General features: G+C 70.8%; 18 protein-coding genes and 2 pseudogenes. 10 read left to right on the plus strand and 10 right to left on the minus strand.

What is annotated here, in order from left to right:
• Positions 1-579: 579 nt before the first annotated feature.
• Together AB0D34_RS31065 and AB0D34_RS31070 are read right to left on the minus strand one after the other, a co-directional pair.
• Positions 580-1,998: an alginate lyase family protein gene (locus AB0D34_RS31065; RefSeq protein WP_362667855.1), complete on the minus strand. Its 1,419-nt coding sequence runs from the start codon at positions 1,996-1,998 to the stop codon at positions 580-582.
• 230 nt (positions 1,999-2,228) lie between these two features.
• Positions 2,229-2,531 carry a hypothetical protein gene (locus AB0D34_RS31070; RefSeq protein WP_362667400.1) on the minus strand — a complete coding sequence of 101 codons (303 nt, stop codon included), beginning with the start codon at positions 2,529-2,531 and terminating at the stop codon, positions 2,229-2,231.
• Between the two features lie 192 nt (positions 2,532-2,723).
• On the opposite strand from AB0D34_RS31070, the gene AB0D34_RS31075 reads away from it, so the two are divergent.
• On the plus strand, positions 2,724-3,149 hold the full coding sequence (locus AB0D34_RS31075) for an Hsp20/alpha crystallin family protein (protein ID WP_362667403.1): 426 nt from the start codon (positions 2,724-2,726) through the stop codon (positions 3,147-3,149).
• An 84-nt stretch (positions 3,150-3,233) separates the two neighbouring features.
• Positions 3,234-3,647: a DUF2267 domain-containing protein gene (locus AB0D34_RS31080; RefSeq protein ID WP_362667405.1), complete on the plus strand. Its 414-nt coding sequence runs from the start codon at positions 3,234-3,236 to the stop codon at positions 3,645-3,647.
• Between the two features lie 13 nt (positions 3,648-3,660).
• Here the strand turns inward: AB0D34_RS31080 and AB0D34_RS31085 are convergent, their stop codons facing one another.
• On the minus strand, positions 3,661-4,041 hold the full coding sequence (locus AB0D34_RS31085; protein WP_362667407.1) for a hypothetical protein: 381 nt from the start codon (positions 4,039-4,041) through the stop codon (positions 3,661-3,663).
• Between the two features lie 51 nt (positions 4,042-4,092).
• On the opposite strand from AB0D34_RS31085, the pseudogene AB0D34_RS31090 reads away from it, so the two are divergent.
• The 3 genes and pseudogenes from AB0D34_RS31090 to AB0D34_RS31100 form a co-directional block, all read left to right on the plus strand.
• Positions 4,093-4,998, plus strand: a pseudogene (locus tag AB0D34_RS31090) (alpha/beta hydrolase); the annotation flags it as partial.
• A 48-nt stretch (positions 4,999-5,046) separates the two neighbouring features.
• Positions 5,047-5,622: a GNAT family N-acetyltransferase gene (locus AB0D34_RS31095; protein ID WP_362667857.1), complete on the plus strand. Its 576-nt coding sequence runs from the start codon at positions 5,047-5,049 to the stop codon at positions 5,620-5,622.
• Entirely contained in the window at positions 5,619-6,161 is a 543-nt protein-coding gene (locus AB0D34_RS31100; RefSeq protein ID WP_362667409.1) for a hypothetical protein, read from the plus strand. The genes AB0D34_RS31095 and AB0D34_RS31100 overlap by 4 nt, the downstream gene beginning before the upstream one ends.
• Positions 6,162-6,167: 6 nt before the next feature.
• Here the strand turns inward: AB0D34_RS31100 and AB0D34_RS31105 are convergent, their stop codons facing one another.
• Positions 6,168-6,590: an SsgA family sporulation/cell division regulator gene (locus tag AB0D34_RS31105; RefSeq protein WP_362667411.1), complete on the minus strand. Its 423-nt coding sequence runs from the start codon at positions 6,588-6,590 to the stop codon at positions 6,168-6,170.
• 197 nt (positions 6,591-6,787) lie between these two features.
• Here AB0D34_RS31105 and AB0D34_RS31110 point away from each other — a divergent pair, with 197 nt between their 5' ends.
• Positions 6,788-8,782 (plus strand): sigma-70 family RNA polymerase sigma factor, encoded by a 1,995-nt coding sequence (locus AB0D34_RS31110; protein WP_362667414.1) that lies wholly within the window; start codon positions 6,788-6,790, stop codon positions 8,780-8,782.
• Between the two features lie 124 nt (positions 8,783-8,906).
• The gene (locus AB0D34_RS31115) at positions 8,907-9,704 is read left to right on the plus strand and encodes an SAM-dependent methyltransferase (protein ID WP_362667417.1); all 798 of its coding nucleotides are present in this window, start codon (positions 8,907-8,909) and stop codon (positions 9,702-9,704) included.
• Between the two features lie 58 nt (positions 9,705-9,762).
• Here AB0D34_RS31115 and AB0D34_RS31120 read toward each other — a convergent pair whose 3' ends face one another.
• From AB0D34_RS31120 to AB0D34_RS31130, 3 genes are all read right to left on the minus strand, one after another.
• Complete coding sequence (locus AB0D34_RS31120; protein WP_362667420.1) at positions 9,763-10,065, minus strand: zinc-ribbon domain-containing protein; 303 nt, start codon at positions 10,063-10,065, stop codon at positions 9,763-9,765.
• Between the two features lie 70 nt (positions 10,066-10,135).
• Positions 10,136-10,774 carry a hypothetical protein gene (locus AB0D34_RS31125; protein WP_362667423.1) on the minus strand — a complete coding sequence of 213 codons (639 nt, stop codon included), beginning with the start codon at positions 10,772-10,774 and terminating at the stop codon, positions 10,136-10,138.
• 62 nt (positions 10,775-10,836) lie between these two features.
• Positions 10,837-11,847, minus strand: coding sequence for a BtrH N-terminal domain-containing protein (locus AB0D34_RS31130; protein WP_362667425.1), 1,011 nt, complete (start codon positions 11,845-11,847; stop codon positions 10,837-10,839).
• A 132-nt stretch (positions 11,848-11,979) separates the two neighbouring features.
• On the opposite strand from AB0D34_RS31130, the gene AB0D34_RS31135 reads away from it, so the two are divergent.
• Together AB0D34_RS31135 and AB0D34_RS31140 are read left to right on the plus strand one after the other, a co-directional pair.
• On the plus strand, positions 11,980-12,255 hold the full coding sequence (locus AB0D34_RS31135; protein ID WP_362667428.1) for a hypothetical protein: 276 nt from the start codon (positions 11,980-11,982) through the stop codon (positions 12,253-12,255).
• 63 nt (positions 12,256-12,318) lie between these two features.
• Entirely contained in the window at positions 12,319-12,465 is a 147-nt protein-coding gene (locus AB0D34_RS31140; RefSeq protein ID WP_362667430.1) for a hypothetical protein, read from the plus strand.
• 18 nt (positions 12,466-12,483) lie between these two features.
• On the opposite strand, the gene AB0D34_RS31145 is transcribed toward AB0D34_RS31140, so the two are convergent.
• Together AB0D34_RS31145 and AB0D34_RS31150 are read right to left on the minus strand one after the other, a co-directional pair.
• Entirely contained in the window at positions 12,484-13,467 is a 984-nt protein-coding gene (locus tag AB0D34_RS31145; protein ID WP_362667432.1) for a GNAT family N-acetyltransferase, read from the minus strand.
• Positions 13,457-13,726 carry a hypothetical protein gene (locus AB0D34_RS31150; RefSeq protein WP_362667433.1) on the minus strand — a complete coding sequence of 90 codons (270 nt, stop codon included), beginning with the start codon at positions 13,724-13,726 and terminating at the stop codon, positions 13,457-13,459. The genes AB0D34_RS31145 and AB0D34_RS31150 overlap by 11 nt, the downstream gene beginning before the upstream one ends.
• A gap of 39 nt (positions 13,727-13,765) precedes the next feature.
• On the opposite strand from AB0D34_RS31150, the gene AB0D34_RS31155 reads away from it, so the two are divergent.
• Positions 13,766-14,623, plus strand: coding sequence for a hypothetical protein (locus AB0D34_RS31155; RefSeq protein WP_362667436.1), 858 nt, complete (start codon positions 13,766-13,768; stop codon positions 14,621-14,623).
• Here AB0D34_RS31155 and AB0D34_RS31160 read toward each other — a convergent pair.
• A pseudogene (locus AB0D34_RS31160) lies at positions 14,611-14,817 on the minus strand (aldo/keto reductase); the annotation flags it as partial. The gene AB0D34_RS31155 and the pseudogene AB0D34_RS31160 sit on opposite strands and share 13 nt — an antisense overlap.
• Positions 14,818-14,829: the final 12 nt, after the last annotated feature.

Below are 14,829 nucleotides of genomic sequence, written 5' to 3' on the forward strand. Positions count from 1 at the left end.
TGCGCAGTTCCCCGTGCCCCTGGATGCCTGCGGCGGCCTGTGCGGGTCCGGTGGGGGCGTGTGTAGCGCGTTGGGTTCGGTGGGTGGGTCGGGGCCGGGGTGGGGGGTATCCGTCCTCGGTCCGGCGGCTCGGCTGCTTGAGCAGGGCTCGGTGATGGACGCCGGCCGCTGCGGGCGGACACCCCCCACCCCGTCCCCTTGCCGCCGTACGCGGCCAACGGCCCACCGTGGCGCACGGCGCGGCGAACGGTCCGTCGTGGAGCGGGAGGCGGTCGGCGGTCCGTCGTGGCGCAGGCCGCCTGCAACTCCTCAGGGGCGCGGGGAACTGCGCGACCAGCCCCCACCGGCCCGCGGCCGCCACACGACTTCGCGAGGCACTTCCCTGGGCGCCCGGCCCAAGCTCAGCGCAGCTGCCCGCGGGGAACTGCGCGACCAGCCACATCGGACCCGCACTCGCCACACGACCTCGCGAGGCACTTCCCTGGGCGCCCGGCCCAAGCCCAGCGCAGCTGCCCGCGGGGAACTGCGCGATCAGCCCCCACCGACCCGCACCTGCCCGACAACCCCACCCGGCACCCTCTACTCCACACCCCCACGCCGCCCCCGATCCCGCCGCCGCAGCAAAAGCAGTCCCCCCGCCACCGCAGTGACCCCCGCAGCAGCCGACCACCCGACGATGTCATTGGAACCGGTGGCCGCAAGATCCTGGCCGGCGGCGGGGGACGCGCTGCCCCCCGTCTGGGGCCGTGCGCCGGAGTTCGGAGAAGCACTCGAACCGACCGCCGGTCGAGGAGAGGCCCCCGTGTCCGCCACCCGATCCCGCGTGAACGCCAGCGTGCCGAAGCCGAGTTGGTCGTAGCCGCCGCTGTTGGGGCCGTAGTCCCCACCGCCCCCCTCCGGCGAGGACTTCGCCGCGATCCGCGTGACGTACGACGCCGAAAGACCCCGCCGCTTCGTGTAGTGGTTGGCGATCATCGCCCAGATGGGCCGGGTCATCGCGGGGTCGACCCCGGCCGCCGCGGACGCCGTCTCCCGCCCCGACCACCCCCCGATCGCCCCCTTCGCGCGGGTGTTCGCGGTGTAGGACACCTCCCCACCCATGCTCCACTTCGCCACGTACTGGGCCCCCTTGAGGAAGCGGCTGTCGTCGTAGCCGTACAGGTCGTACCCCTGGTTCCACGCCATCTCGCAGAACGTGCCCATCAGCCCGACCCCGAGCAGCGCGTGCCCCTGGTCCCGGCCCGCCTCCAGCCACTCGGCGAGACCGTCGTCGTACACGACAGGGATCGCCTTCTTGACCGACCCGAGGCCCTCGCCGTTCTTGAAGTAGTCGACGGCGCGGGCGACTTGGGAGGAGTCGTCGCAGAAGACGCCCGTCGCGAGGACACACGCCATCGCGCACAGGTCCCAGTTGGTCCAGTAGTTGGTGATGACCGCCCCGTTGTGCCGGACCAGGAAGTCGTCGCTGAGCGGCGCGAAGACCTTGGTGAGCATCTCCTGGAAACGGGCGAGGTCGAAGTCCGGGTGGTCGCGGACGAGTTCGGCCGCGTTGGCGAACTGGTAGCCGTAGAGCCCCGCGGCGAGGAAGCGGTCCGCACTGCCGGCCAGCGAAGTCAGCTTCGCCGACCAGGCGTTGAGGATCGCCACGGCCGTGTCGGCGTACGCGTCCTCACCGCTGACGTGGTGGCGCAGGCCGTTCTGGTAGGCGGCGTGGATGTCGTTGTAGAGGATCGTGTAGTTCTGCGGCGAGCCGGAGCCCCGGTACACCGTCGCCTGCGGTCTCGGCGTCCAGCCGCTCTGCGCATGGCGGTTGGCGGTCAGCTTCGCGAACCCGGCCGTGTAGGGCGCGGCGCCCGCCTTCACCTTCGCGGCCATACGGTCGAGGTCGGCCCGTGTGTGCAGCAGACCCGGGTGCGCGAAAGCCGAGCCGGCTGCGGCAGCGGGCGGGGCGGTCGCGGCGGTCACCGCGACACCCGCGGCTCCCGCCGCCTTGAGCATGCTGCGGCGGCTGATCTGTGAAGTCACGTACGTCATTCCTCGCGTGCCGGTGGCTGGGGGACGGTGAGGAGACGCGAGGGTGGGACGGTCGATAACAGAAAAGGCGCCGAAGTCCATACGGCCAACCGGGACTTCTACGGTTTGCTCGGCTTCGAGGAGGTCATGGACATGAGGTGGGTGGTGACCTGGTCTCCCCGGGCAAGCCCACCGGGGGCAGCAGCCCAGGGATCCTAGGCGTTACGGTCCGCCACCGCCCAGGACGCCAGCGCCACCGCCCCGGCGACCCCGAACACCGCGGGCCAGGCGCCCACCTTCTTGGCCAGCGGATGGGATCCGGCGAAGGCGGCGACATACGCGGCCGTCAGCGCCCCGGCCGCCTTCCCGCCGGCCCGCTCCCGCCACTGCTGCGCGGCCGCGGCCCCGGCGACGGCCAGCACGGCCCCGCCCAGCTGCCGCTTCCTAGTCCACCGGGCCACGCCGTATCCGCCGACGAGCCCGCCCGCCGCGACCACCGCGCTGGGAACCTTCGCCATGTCTGCCTCCAGATGATCACTGGCGATCACTGACCATCACTGACGATCACGATCGATATGTCCGAGGCTAGCCCCGGGCTCGAAGTGGCCCTCGAACCTGAGTCGAGGGTTGTCAAGTTTCCTCGCTTCGAGCTATATAAGAAGGCGTAGGGCATCGCACGGACAGAGTCTGTGGAAAGGAGATGGACTGTGATGCTCATGCGTACCGACCCCTTCCGCGAGTTCGACCGGCTCGCGCAGCAGGTTTTCGGCCCCACCGCCCGCCCCACCGCGATGGCGATGGACGCCTACCGGTCGGGGGACGACTTCGTCGTCCACTTCGACCTCCCCGGCATCGACCCCGAGACGATCGAGCTGGACGTCGAACGCAACGTCCTGAACGTCCGCGCCGAGCGCCGCAGCCCCGCCCCCGAGGGCGCGGAGATGATCGTCGCCGAACGGCCCACGGGCTCCTTCACCCGCCAGCTCTTCCTCGGCGACACCCTCGACACGGAACGCATCGACGCCTCGTACGACGCCGGTGTCCTGACCCTGCGGATCCCGGTGGCCGAGCAGGCCAAGCCCCGCCGTATCCAGATCACCGGCGGCGGCAGCGGCCGTCGGCAGATCAGCGGCTGAACCTCACGCATCGGAAGCGGCGTCCCGCGGACCGCATGTGCGGCCGCGGGGCGCCCGGCGCAACGACCCCCAGGAGAGCTGTACATGAGCGCGAACCGACCCAGCTGGAGCGACCTCGTCGAGGCGGTGCGGGACTGCGGACAGTACGCGTCGAGGACGGAGGCGGAACACGTCACCCGCGTCGTCCTGTCCGCCCTCGGCGGCCATGTCACCGGCGAGGAACGCGTCGACCTCGCCCGCGCCCTGCCCGAGGAGGCGGCCCGGGTCGTCGCCTCCCGTATCCCGCTCAACAGGCCTTTGGCGGCAGCGGAGTTCGTGGACGCGGTGGCCGACCGTATCGCGGGCGCGACCCCGGCCACGGCCCGCTGGCACGTCAGCTCGGTACTGAGCGTGCTGCCGGAGCTGGTCGGCGACCAGCTCGTGGACCGCGTACTGGCCCAACTCCCCTCCGGTTACGCCCTGTTGTTCGGCAGGGCGGAACTCGTCCTCACGGCCTGACGCCCCCGCCCGCTCACCGGCCCTCGCCCTTCCGCGCCTCGGCCCGCAGCCGCAGCTCCGTCACGTAGGCGGACGAGATGGCACAGCCGGCCGCGGTGAGGGCGAGGCCCACGGCGACGGGATTGACGTACGCGGGGATCACCTCGGCGGTGTAGCTGCCGCCGTCCTTCATCTCGCAGTCGAAGGAGAGGGGGAGATAGCTCACCGAGTAGTCGATGACATGGACGACCTGCTCGTTCCCACGGCACGGCGGGAGCGGCGCCGAACCCGTTCCGCCGTCCTCCGCCTCCAGGATCGCGCCGGCGAGATGGAGCAGCCCCCACGTGTACACGGCGAGCGCGGCGCACCCCGTGAGTATGGCGAACTCGCGCAGTCGCCGAGTCGGCAAGGACATCCCGGCCCCCTGACCGCTCGTATCCTGGTCCGCCGAGTTCAGCAGCCCGGGATGCGTACGGCTGTGGTGGAGCCCACAGTTCCGGCAACAGGACTGTCACGGACGCGGCGGGGAAACGACTGGCGCGGTGGGCGCGGGGCGGGCGAGCCTTCCCTCACGCACACGCCCACGCCCACGCCCACGCCCACGCACACGCCCACGCCCACGGGAGGAGAGCAGTTGACGCGCCTCACGACCGCCGACGGCGGCCACATCGCCTACCGCGACCGTCCCGGCCCCGGCGCACCCGTACTCCTCCTGCACGGCCTCGCAGGTCACCAGGGCGAATGGGACGACCTGGCGGAGAGGCTGCTCTCGGCCGGGCACCGCGTGGTGTCGTACGACGCCCGCGGCCACGGCGAGAGCACCCGCCGCCCGGCCTCGGTGAGCCGCGCCGCCCACGTGGACGACGCCGTACTCCTGCTGCGGGAACTGCACCTCGCCCCCGCGATCGTCGTCGGCCAGTCCATGGGCGGCCATACGGCGATGCTGCTCGCGGCGGACCACCCGGCACTGGTGTCCTCCCTGGTCCTCGTCGAGGCCGGTCCGGCGGGCCCGAACCCGGAGTTGCCCGGTGTGATCGCGGGCTGGCTGGACGGCTGGCCGGTGCCGTTCGCGTCGCGGGCGGAGGCGGCGGCTTTCCTCGGGCATGAGGCGTGGGCGCGGGGGCTGGAGGAGAGAGGGCGGGCGCTCGGCCTTTATCCGCGCTTCGACCGCGACACGCTGGTCGCCACGGCGACGGAACTGTCCGCGGACGCCCACTGGCCGCAGTGGTCGCGGGTGCGCTGCCCCACGCTCCTCGTGCGCGGCGCGTCCGGCACCATGGCTTCCAGCGAGGCGGCCGAGATGCTGGCCGTGCGCCCGGACACCCGGGTGGCCGTCGTCCCGGGCGCCGCCCACGACGTACACCTGGACCAGCCGGGGCTGCTCCACGCGGAGATCGAGAAGTTCCTGGAGGAGGAGCCGGTGACGTACGTCTTCCTGGAGACCGAACGGCTGCGGCTGCGGGCGTTCACCGAGGCCGACGTAGAGCACCTCGTCGCGCTGGACGGCGACCCGGAGGTGATGCGTTTCCTCACCGGCGGCACACCGACACCGCCCGAGAGCGTCCGCGCCCGCACCCTGCCCCGCCTCCTCCACGACCACCCCGGCCTCGGCACCCGCGGCTACTGGGCGGCCGAGGAGAAGCCGACGGGCACCTTCCTCGGCTGGTTCGAGTTCCGCCCCCTCGACGACGACAGCCCGGCCGTCGTCGAACTCGGCTACCGCCTGAACAGGGCCGCCTGGGGCCGGGGTTACGCCACGGAGGGCTCCCGCGCCCTCATCGACAAGGGCTTCACCGACCTCGGCGTCGAACGCGTCACCGCCAACACCATGACCGTCAACCGCGGTTCCCGCCGTGTGATGGAGAAGTCCGGCCTGACCTACCTGCGCACCTTCCACAGCGACTGGCCGCACCCGATCGAGGGCTCGGAGGAGGGCGAGGTGGAGTACGAACTCCTGCGCGCGGACTGGGAACGGCACCGACGCGAGCCGTCATGAACACCGGCAGGCCGCTTCTCTACCTGGACGTCGACGGCCCCCTGAACCCATACGCCGCCCAGCCCGAACGCCGTCCCGAGGGCTACACCACCCACCGCATGAAGCCCAAGGGCTGGCTGGCCCAGCACCCGGAGCGACCTCCGTCCTCCGTCAAGCCCCTGCGCGTCTGGCTCAACCCCTCCCACGGGCGGGCCCTGTTGAACCTGGCCGGCCACTACGACCTGGTCTGGGCCACCACCTGGGCCGAGGAGGCGAACACCTTCATCGCCCCCGTCCTCGGCCTCCCACCCCTCCCCGTCGTCCCCTGGCCCACGAAGCCCGCCCCCCTCCCCGACGGCACCTTCTGGAAGACCCGCCACCTCGTCGCCCACGCCTGCGACCGCCCCTTCGCGTGGCTCGACGACGAACTCGATGAGAGGGACCGCGAGTTCGTGAAGGCCCATCATGACGGCCCGGCCCTGCTGCGGTGGGTCGATCCCCGAGTGGGGCTGCGGGAAGGGGACTTCGAGGCACTCGCCGCCTTCGCACGGGATCTGTGACGCGGCTCAGACCTCATCGAGCAGCGCCGCAAGCCCGTGGTCCAACTCCGGGCCCAGGTCCTCCGTACCCGGCTCCACGACGTCGTAGGACCGCAGCAGGAAGCGGCGCACGGCGGCCGTGCTGAAGCGGATCATGGCGAGGCCCAGGGGGGAGCGGAACTCGATGACGGTCCGGGCCCAGCCGTGCGGCCGTATCCGTACGTCCCCGTCCCCGCCGCCGGCCGGTGTTCCGAGCCCTTCCTCCAGCAGAGCCCGCGCGAACATCCAGGTCACGCCCTCGGCGTCGGCCGAGACATGTGCGGGGAAGTCGATGTGCACGGCGAAGGGTTCGGCGGAGGTGTAGCGCAGGGTGGGGCGGATCGGGAGGTCCGGGTGGTCGGAGGTGATCAGGCGGGCGCGGACGGTCTGTTCCACGGTGGTGAGGTGCATGAGCGGTGGTCTCCGATGCGAGGCGGGCTGCGGTCGATTGCTGTGTCGAGCGAAGTGAGGGGCGGTTGATTACGCCGTGACCGGAATCGGTTTATGTGATCTGAATCACGCCAGGAACTGAATGCTTGAAAGTTTTGTCATCTACGCTGACAAACCCTTCCGCCCTCCCCGACCGCCGGGAACTGGAGCGTTCCTGCATGACCGATCAGCCGGCCAGAGTGCCCGCCCAGACGTCACCCGCGTCCTCCTCCGCCACCGCCGAGTACGTGCGGATCTACGAGGAGGAACAGCCGCGCCTCGTCGCGTACGCCCGCTCGCTCACCCGCAACACCTGGGCGGCCGAAGACCTCGTCGCCGAGGCGCACTTCCGCGTGTGGCGGCGGCTGTCCGCCGGGCACGAGATCGACAACGTCCCGGCGTACCTCATGACGACCGTGCGCCATCTCGCCTCCTCCGTCGCGAGCGCCACGCACGAGACCCCGCGCGACCCGCAGATCCCCGCGCAGGCCTCCGCCGGTCATGTGGAGGACCCGGCCGAACAGGTCTCCTCCACCGACCTGTTGGTACGCGTCCTCGGCGAACTCCCCGAACGCTGGGTGCGGGCCCTCTGGCTCGCCGACGCCGAGGGCCAGCCCCTGGAGACGGTCGGCCGGCAGATCGGCGCCAAGCAGGGCGCGACCGCCGTACTGCTGCACCGCGCCCGTGAGGGCATGCGCCAGGCGTTCCTGCGCGAGCAGACCGAGGCGCCCGACGATCCCGCGTGCGAGGTCCACTGGGTCCGTATGCCGGCCTACGTCCGCGGCAACGCGACCCCGCGCCAGTCCGAGCGCCTGCTCGCCCACGTCGACACCTGCGACGGGTGCCGTGGTCGGCTCGCCGTCCTGATCCGCGCCAACAACCGGCTGCCCGCGCTCGTGGGTCCGGCGCTGCTGGTCTTCGTGGTGGCGGGCGGTGGTGCGGGGAAGTTCCTGGCCTCGCTCACGGGAGCGGCGGGGGCGGGGTCCGCTGGGGCGTTCGGCTCTGGCGGCGGACACGGGCTTCTCCGTACGGCCCGCGATACGGCCCGCGATACGGCCCGTGCGGCGGGCCCGAAGACCAAGGCCGCGCTCGCCTCGGGCACGGCGGCCGCGGCGGCCGTCGCGATCGTCATCGCCCTCGGGGTGAACGACTCGCCCGCGACGACGACGGCGACGGGACCGGAGAAGGTGCCGGTCGTGCAGGCACCGGTCGTGCAGACGCCGGTGGCGGGGCCGTCGACGGGGGCGGTGGGGGAGGCGACCGGGAAGCCGGTGAGCGGTGAGCCGGCTGGGGCCGAGGCCCAGGACGGCGGGGCGGGTGTGAGCGGCGCGCAGTTGGTCGCGGACGTTCAGGGGGGCGGGGGTTCGGGGGATTCGGGGGTTTCCGGGGACTCCAGTGGATCTGGGGGCTCCGGCGGGACCGGCGGGACCGGCGGGACCGGCGGGACCGGTGGGTCCGGTGGCTCCGGTGGCGGTTCGGGTGGCGGGGGTGTTGTGGACACCCCGGCTCCGCCGGAGGAGCCCGCACCGGGAGGGGCGGACCCGAGCCCAGTGGTGCCCAAGCCCGGGGGAGAGGACCCGGCGCCACCGACGGAGCGGACACCGGAGCCCGAGCCGGAGTCCCCCAAGCCCCCGAAGTCCCCGAAGCCGGCCGACCCTGCTCCGGAGCCCGGGCCTGCTCCCGGGCAGCCGAAGCCGGCCGACCCCGCTCCCGAACCCGAGCCCGAGCAGCCGAAGCCCGCCGACCCTGCTCCGGAGCCCGAGCCCGCTCCCGAGCAGCCGAAGCCCGCCGACCCCACTCCCGAACCCGAGCAGCCGAAGCCCGCCGACCCTGCTCCGGAGCCCGAGCCCGCTCCCGAGCAGCCGAAGCCGGCCGACCCCACTCCCGAACCCGAGCCCGAGCAGCCGAAGCCCGCCGACCCTGCTCCGGAGCCCGAGCCCGCTCCCGAGCAGCCGACCCCCACCACCCCGGGCGAGCAGCCCCCCGTACCGCAGCCGACACCGGACACCCCGACTCCCGTGGATCCCGCGCCCGTTGAGGACACACCGGAACCCCCGACATACACGGAACCCTCGCCCGCACCGGAGCCGCCGCAACCCTCAGAGCCGCCGCAGACCCCGACGACCCCGGAGCCGGAGCCGTCTCCCGCCCCCGCCCCCGGCGACAACTGCTGACCAGATCCGCCCCCACCGCCCTCCGGAACTCCCCCCACCCCCAGGAGAGTTGAACCGGCATATGGAACGCTGACGCCACCCGCCAACCCACCCCCCACACACCCCCAAGAGGAGCCCCCCCCCCGTGAGAGACAACGGCTTCCGTGCCGACGAGATCGACACCAGCAAGCCGCACCCCGCACGGATCTACGACTACCTACTGGGCGGCAAGGACAACTACGAGGTCGACCGAGAGGCCGGCGAACGGCTCGTCGCGGCCGCCCCGGAGGCGCGGATCGGCGTACGGGCCAACCGCGCCTTCCTCAACCGCGCCGTCCGCCACGTCATCGGCACCGGCGTCCGCCAGATCCTGGACATCGGCACCGGCCTGCCCACCTCACCGAACGTCCACGAGACCGCACTCGAGGTGGCCCCGGACGTCCGCGTGGCCTACGTCGACAACGACCCGATCGTGAACACCCACGCCGGCGCCCTGCTCAGCGCGACCGGCACCACCAGCATCGTCCTGGCCGACCTGCGCGACCCGCGGGCGATCCTGGACGACCCCGACGTACGTTCCGTCATCGACTTCGACGAGCCGGTGGCCCTGCTCCTGGTCGCGGTGGTCCACTTCCTCACCGAGGAGGACCGGCCGCAGGAGATCATCGCCACCCTGCGCGACGCCCTCGCCCCCGGCAGCCACCTGATCCTCTCCCACGCCACGGGCGACTTCGCGGACCGCAGCGATGCCGCGGCGGTCTACACCAGGGCGAGCGCGTCCATGAACCTCCGCACCTGTACCGAGATCGAGCGCTTCTTCGACGGCTTCGAGCTGCTCGAACCGGGCGTCACCCAGGTCCCGTTCTGGCGCCCGGACACGCCCCCGCCGCCCCGCTCCGAGGAGATCGGCTTCTACGGCGGGGTGGCCCGCAAACTCACCTGAACCCTCAGCGCCTCAGCGCCTCAGCGCCTCAGCGCCTCAGCACCTCAGCGCCGACAGGTCAGTGCTGATACGGCTGCTGCGGGGCCTGACCGCCGTACACCTGACCCCCCTGCCCACCCCCGGCGGCGGCCTGCGCCTGCAGCTGCTCCGCCTCCTGCGCGCTCAGCTTGCTCTCCGCCCCGCAGAAGGTGCACTGCGAGGCGTACTTGGTGGAGATGGGGAACAGCGGCACGAAGAACAGCGTGAACTTCGTGACCCGCTTGCGCAGGGTGTGCGCGGCCGGATTCCCGCAGCGCCCGCACACCAGCGTGAGTATCGCCAGCTGGTACAGGTACCCCTTGGTACCGAAGAGGATGAGCATGGTGTCGTCGCCTCCAGGATCAGTGCTTGAGGGGCAGTATCCCCGCAGATCAGGTGTCCTCGCTGTGGTGTCATCCGCAGTCGACCGTATGCAGGGACGGATAGACCGGATTCCCACTGGTTCCGCCCACCAGCAGACTGCCGTCGGACCGCCCCCATCGCAGCTCGTACGACCCCTCGGCGACGGGCCGGTAACCGTCGTCGGCGAACCAGGAACCCGACGGACCCCAGGCCACCCCGGTCGAGCCGCCCACGGCGTACACCTCACCGCTGCCCGCCATCAGGAAGGCGGTCTCCCGTACGACGGCCCGGCACCCCTCGGGACCGCCGGGCCGCAGGAAGAGGTACTCCGCCCCGAGATCACCGAGGGCCCCGAACCCGACACCCAAGACGGCCAGGACGCTCGACAGACCGTATCCGAGCCGCCGTAACGTCGACGGCCGGAACGGGTACCCAGGCCCCACCCGGTCACCCACCACCCGGTCACCCACCACCCGATCGCCCACCACCGAACGCCGCCGCCCCCGCACACCGCGCACACCCATGAGAACCAGCGCCCCCACCATCAGCCCGGCGCCCAGCATCCAACCGGGAACCACCCGCCCCCCGACCACCAGCAGCACGCTGCTCCAGCTCGCCGCGGCGGCGAGCAGCAGAACCCCGGTGCCGACGGCCGCGTAGGGGAACGGCCGGTTGAGGATGGTCGACACACCTCTCACGACGCACCCGAAGCACCGCTTCGTGAAGTGCCCCGGCCCGGCCAGAACCCACTTCAAGACCGCTCGCTCCCCAGCAGGCTCAGCGCCCGCATGGCCTCCCGCTCGATACGCGACAGCTCGGAGAGCGTGCTCCCGGCCCGTACGAGGTACTCCTCCTCGCACGTCTCCCCGGCCCTGGTGATCAGCGCCGCGACCTCCGTCCACCGCTCGGCGGCCTCGGTGTAGAGCCGGAGCCCGGTGCGGAGGTGACTGTCGTCGCTGAGCTGGGCGCACTCGCGCTCGCACTCGGCGAGGAAGTCGCGGTAGAGGTTGCGGAACAGGGCGCCCCCGGTACCGGCCCGCTCCATCAGGAGCGCGGCCTGCGGCAGATCCCGCCGCGGATCGTCGGTCCGCCGAAGCCATGTCCGTACCGACGTGCCGGCCTTCTCGATGCCACGGTGTCCCAGATTGGCGATGGGCGGATGGAGAAAGGCGTCGGCGCAGGCGGTGATGGCGGGCACGATCCGGCTCTGCGGAGAAGGCAGGCCCTCGGGAACGGTGAGGGTGAAGGACCGGTGCCGAGCGGTCATCGGCCCCCGCGCGGCTCTGGCCCGGGCGAGGCTGTCGAGACCGGTGGATACGGCTCCACCTTGCTGGTCGGTGTCCACGAGGTAGGCGCTGTGGCTGTCGTATCCGTACAAGGCGACGACATGCCCTCCGAAGTGCACCTTCGCGCCGAAGTAGTCCAGGTGACAACTGTCGAGCTGCAGCCCCACGGGCCGCCCGCTCTCGACACCGGCTACGACGTCCGCCCACCCCTTCCGAGCGGAACCGGTCTCCCGCACATCAAGCTCCAGCCCGAGCGTCCCGGCCAGATTCCGTGTGAGCTCGAACGGCTTGACCCGCCCCCCGAGAAACGGGAACCCCATGTTCTTGCTGTCCCAGTAGATGAACGACAGCCCGGCCCCGAGCCCGAACAGCATGGGCTCGGAGAGGTCGATTCCCTGGTGGCGGAGCAGCACGCCGAGGGTCGTCGTCTCGCAGTGCTGCATGGGCCGGGTATCGATGCCGGTCAGTGTGGGCATGGTTGGTCTCCGTGGAGGAGTGGGCCGTTACGCCCCGGGAGGCACCCATCATGCCGTTCCACCTGCCCTGGTTGAACGGGCCGCGACAGAGACGCGGCGATCCTCGACTACGGATGCGGATACGGCCGTGTCATGGCCGAACTCGAGCAGCTCGGCTTCGACAACCTCACGGGCGTGGACACGTCACCGGAAATGATCAGGCGGGCCCTCTCCCTGCACCCCACTCTGCGCTTCACGACCCCCGCCGAGTTCTCCCCGTCACCGGCGTCCTTCGATGCGGCCCTGCTCTTCGCCGTACGGCACCTACACCTACGGCGGGTTCAGGACGAGCGACGGGGCGATCTGCCGCCACCACTCCCGCGATCGGCATCGCGCTCAAGCCTCGATAGGCGGCCCTCACAGGGCTGACTCGTCCCGCAAGGGGTAGTCGAGCGGAGCAAGGGAAGCCACGGTACCGAGGGAGGGATCCGCATGCCGCGCATGATGGAACGGATCAAGGAGTTCGCCAGGAGTCCTCAAGGGCGCCGCACGGCCGAACAGGCCCGACGAGCCGCAGCCGACCCGCGCCGCCGGGCCCAGGCGAAGCGCTTGCTGGGCAAGTTCAGGGGCCGTCACTGATCGAGGGTGACCGGTTGATCAAGCAAGTGGCTTGCGGTAACGGACGTACTCGTTCCGCCGCCGGAACCCCACGCTCTCGTACAGGTCGTAGGACCGGTGCGGATTTGCCGTGCCCGTATACAGCCGCGCGGTCGTGGCACCCTGCTCGCGAAGACTTCGCAGCCCATCCAGCAGCAGGATCCGGCCGATTCCCAGGCGACGGTGGTCGGCTCGCACACTCAGCTCTTCGACCTCGCCCACCGTGGGATGGTGACGGCGGATGGAGCAGAGGGCGACGCCGACCATGTCCTGCCGGTTCCACGCGGCTCTCCAGCATGTCGGGTCAGCGCTGTCGACGAAGTCCTGGAAGGTCCATTTCTGAGTGAAACCGGTATCCGCATACGAATCGACGACCGTCCTCCAGGCCGCACGGTAGTCGCTTGCCCCGACAGACCCCGTCCGTATCCCGGCCGGCAGTTCGCGGCTCAGCCCGGGCAGTTGCCCCAGATCGCCCAGCTTCAACTCGACCAGGCTGAAGACACGCTGGTAGTCGGCTGCGAGGAGCAGCGCCGTGGCGTCCTGTTCGGAGGCCATGGCGTTCGCGCCGATCACTGCCGTCCGGACCGTTCCATGCTGTACGGCGAGCCGGCGGATCCGCTCTTCGGCCCAGCTGAGCATGGCTGAGCCGATGCCCTGACGGCGATGTCCGGGCAAGAGGTAGCCGCGGTGCAGGTACAGCCACGTATCGTCCCGTTCCTGCCACCACCGGATCGTCGAATATCCGACGACGCTCCCGTCCCGCACCACCAGGATCTGGTTCCTGGCCGGCTCCTCCAGCCTGGCAGAGGTTTCAGCGATCTCCGCCGCTGTCGGAAGCCCTTCCACAACCGAATGGGCGTCGACCCCGTCCCGTTCAGCACACCCCATCCGTACCGCGGCCATGGGGCCATGGTCTTCGTCGCCGCGATACGGCCGAAACTCGAAGCCGACCGGAAGGTCCTGTCCTGGCACGTCATCCGACATGACCGGATGGTCTCGAACTTCGAGGCGGGTCCGCCACCCTGTTCATGCCACAGTCGTCGGTGGTCGTTCCGCTGGTGTAGACACCGTCACCGCTGTCGGAGTTGCGGAGGTAATCCCCGTTCTGGTTCTGGTTCTGGATCTGGTCGTCGTCGGCGGTCCAGAACTGACCGGAACGGCCGCCACCACTGGGAGCCGCGTAGCCGACGTTCGTCTCCGACCCGTTGTCCGTGGTGATGCAGTTGCCGTTGGCGTTGCTCACCAGCCGGCGCATCATGTGCCCGCTGCTACGGTCGCGTCCATGACGCTCTCGGTCTCCAAAAGTCAGGCTGTCGATCTACGAGTGCAGCCGATTGACGAGGTTCTGGATCGCATCGAGTGGTCCCTGCAAGCGCACTTGGTCCCAGGTTCATTGGTGCGCAAGCGCCGGTCAGTCGGGGCCCGGACGGACCGTGACTCCTGGGTGCGGATCGAGCGGCGCTTGTTCGACAAGATCTCCGACCAGGGGTGGAACGGCACGGAGACTGCCGCGCGTCTGGAGGGCATCGCACAGCCGGAGTGGCACGGCTGTGTGGTCTGGCGGGATCACGATGAGCCGGTGATGTGGCGAGCCGACGAAACCGACCTCCTGCCGGGGGAGCCCGTCGGCGACGCCATCTTGAGCGAAGCCCCGAAACTCTCGGATGACTGGTGGCTGATGTTGAACGCCTCGCTGGACGCCCTGGCCGCTCAGAACACAAAGCGGATCGCTACTCCGGACACGGAGACCATCACCCAGGAGTTCGTGACCGAGTCCGTCCGCAGCGTTTTCGCGGGTGACTTCGACACGGCCATCGAGCGGTGGGTGCCGGCTCATGCTGATTTGAACTGGGCCAACCTGACCGCGCCCGCCTTCAGCATCTTCGACTGGGAGGACTGGGGCAGCGCACCGCTGGGCCTGGACTCGGCCTCCCTGTGGGCGAGCTCCCTGGCTGTCCCGGCTCTGGCCGACCGCGTTCGGTACGAGCGACGGGCCGACTTCGAAAGCCGGGACGGCAAGGTGATGACCTTGTTCGCCTGCTCGAAAATCCTCGGGCCGTACGCGCACCCAGAGGATCCGCGCTTGGAGCCGGCCCGGCGGATGGCCGAGCAGATCATGGGAGACCTTCAGGACCGCTGACCGAAGGCGTGGTCCCGGAGAAGATTCCGGTACTCCTCAATCGCTCGTTCCTCGGCCTCGCCCGCCAGGGCGCCGACGAGCTCACCCAAGTGAACCGGCTTGTCGGTGCCCACGGCGACGGCGTCAACTCGCGGCAGGCGGTAGGCAGCCCGGAACGCCGCCTGGACCAGGGACAGTTGGATCCCGTCTCTTACGTTGGGGCGGCC

The organism is Streptomyces sp. NPDC048420 (genome assembly GCF_040651535.1).
Lineage (GTDB): Bacteria > Actinomycetota > Actinomycetes > Streptomycetales > Streptomycetaceae > Streptomyces.

Bases quoted from the DNA above. Each gene is read 5' to 3' on its own strand.
- AB0D34_RS31110 (WP_362667414.1), top strand. From the start codon at position 6,788: ATGACCGATCAGCCGGCCAGAGTGCCCGCCCAGACGTCACCCGCGTCC.
- AB0D34_RS31140 (WP_362667430.1), top strand. From the start codon at position 12,319: ATGCCGCGCATGATGGAACGGATCAAGGAGTTCGCCAGGAGTCCTCAA.
- AB0D34_RS31105 (WP_362667411.1), bottom strand. From the start codon at position 6,590: ATGCACCTCACCACCGTGGAACAGACCGTCCGCGCCCGCCTGATCACC.
- AB0D34_RS31070 (WP_362667400.1), bottom strand. From the start codon at position 2,531: ATGGCGAAGGTTCCCAGCGCGGTGGTCGCGGCGGGCGGGCTCGTCGGC.
- AB0D34_RS31120 (WP_362667420.1), bottom strand. From the start codon at position 10,065: ATGCTCATCCTCTTCGGTACCAAGGGGTACCTGTACCAGCTGGCGATA.
- AB0D34_RS31075 (WP_362667403.1), top strand. From the start codon at position 2,724: ATGCTCATGCGTACCGACCCCTTCCGCGAGTTCGACCGGCTCGCGCAG.
- AB0D34_RS31135 (WP_362667428.1), top strand. From the start codon at position 11,980: ATGGCCGAACTCGAGCAGCTCGGCTTCGACAACCTCACGGGCGTGGAC.
- AB0D34_RS31085 (WP_362667407.1), bottom strand. From the start codon at position 4,041: ATGTCCTTGCCGACTCGGCGACTGCGCGAGTTCGCCATACTCACGGGG.
- AB0D34_RS31065 (WP_362667855.1), bottom strand. From the start codon at position 1,998: ATGCTCAAGGCGGCGGGAGCCGCGGGTGTCGCGGTGACCGCCGCGACC.
- AB0D34_RS31155 (WP_362667436.1), top strand. From the start codon at position 13,766: ATGACGCTCTCGGTCTCCAAAAGTCAGGCTGTCGATCTACGAGTGCAG.
- AB0D34_RS31130 (WP_362667425.1), bottom strand. From the start codon at position 11,847: ATGCCCACACTGACCGGCATCGATACCCGGCCCATGCAGCACTGCGAG.
- AB0D34_RS31145 (WP_362667432.1), bottom strand. From the start codon at position 13,467: ATGTCGGATGACGTGCCAGGACAGGACCTTCCGGTCGGCTTCGAGTTT.
- AB0D34_RS31080 (WP_362667405.1), top strand. From the start codon at position 3,234: ATGAGCGCGAACCGACCCAGCTGGAGCGACCTCGTCGAGGCGGTGCGG.
- AB0D34_RS31100 (WP_362667409.1), top strand. From the start codon at position 5,619: ATGAACACCGGCAGGCCGCTTCTCTACCTGGACGTCGACGGCCCCCTG.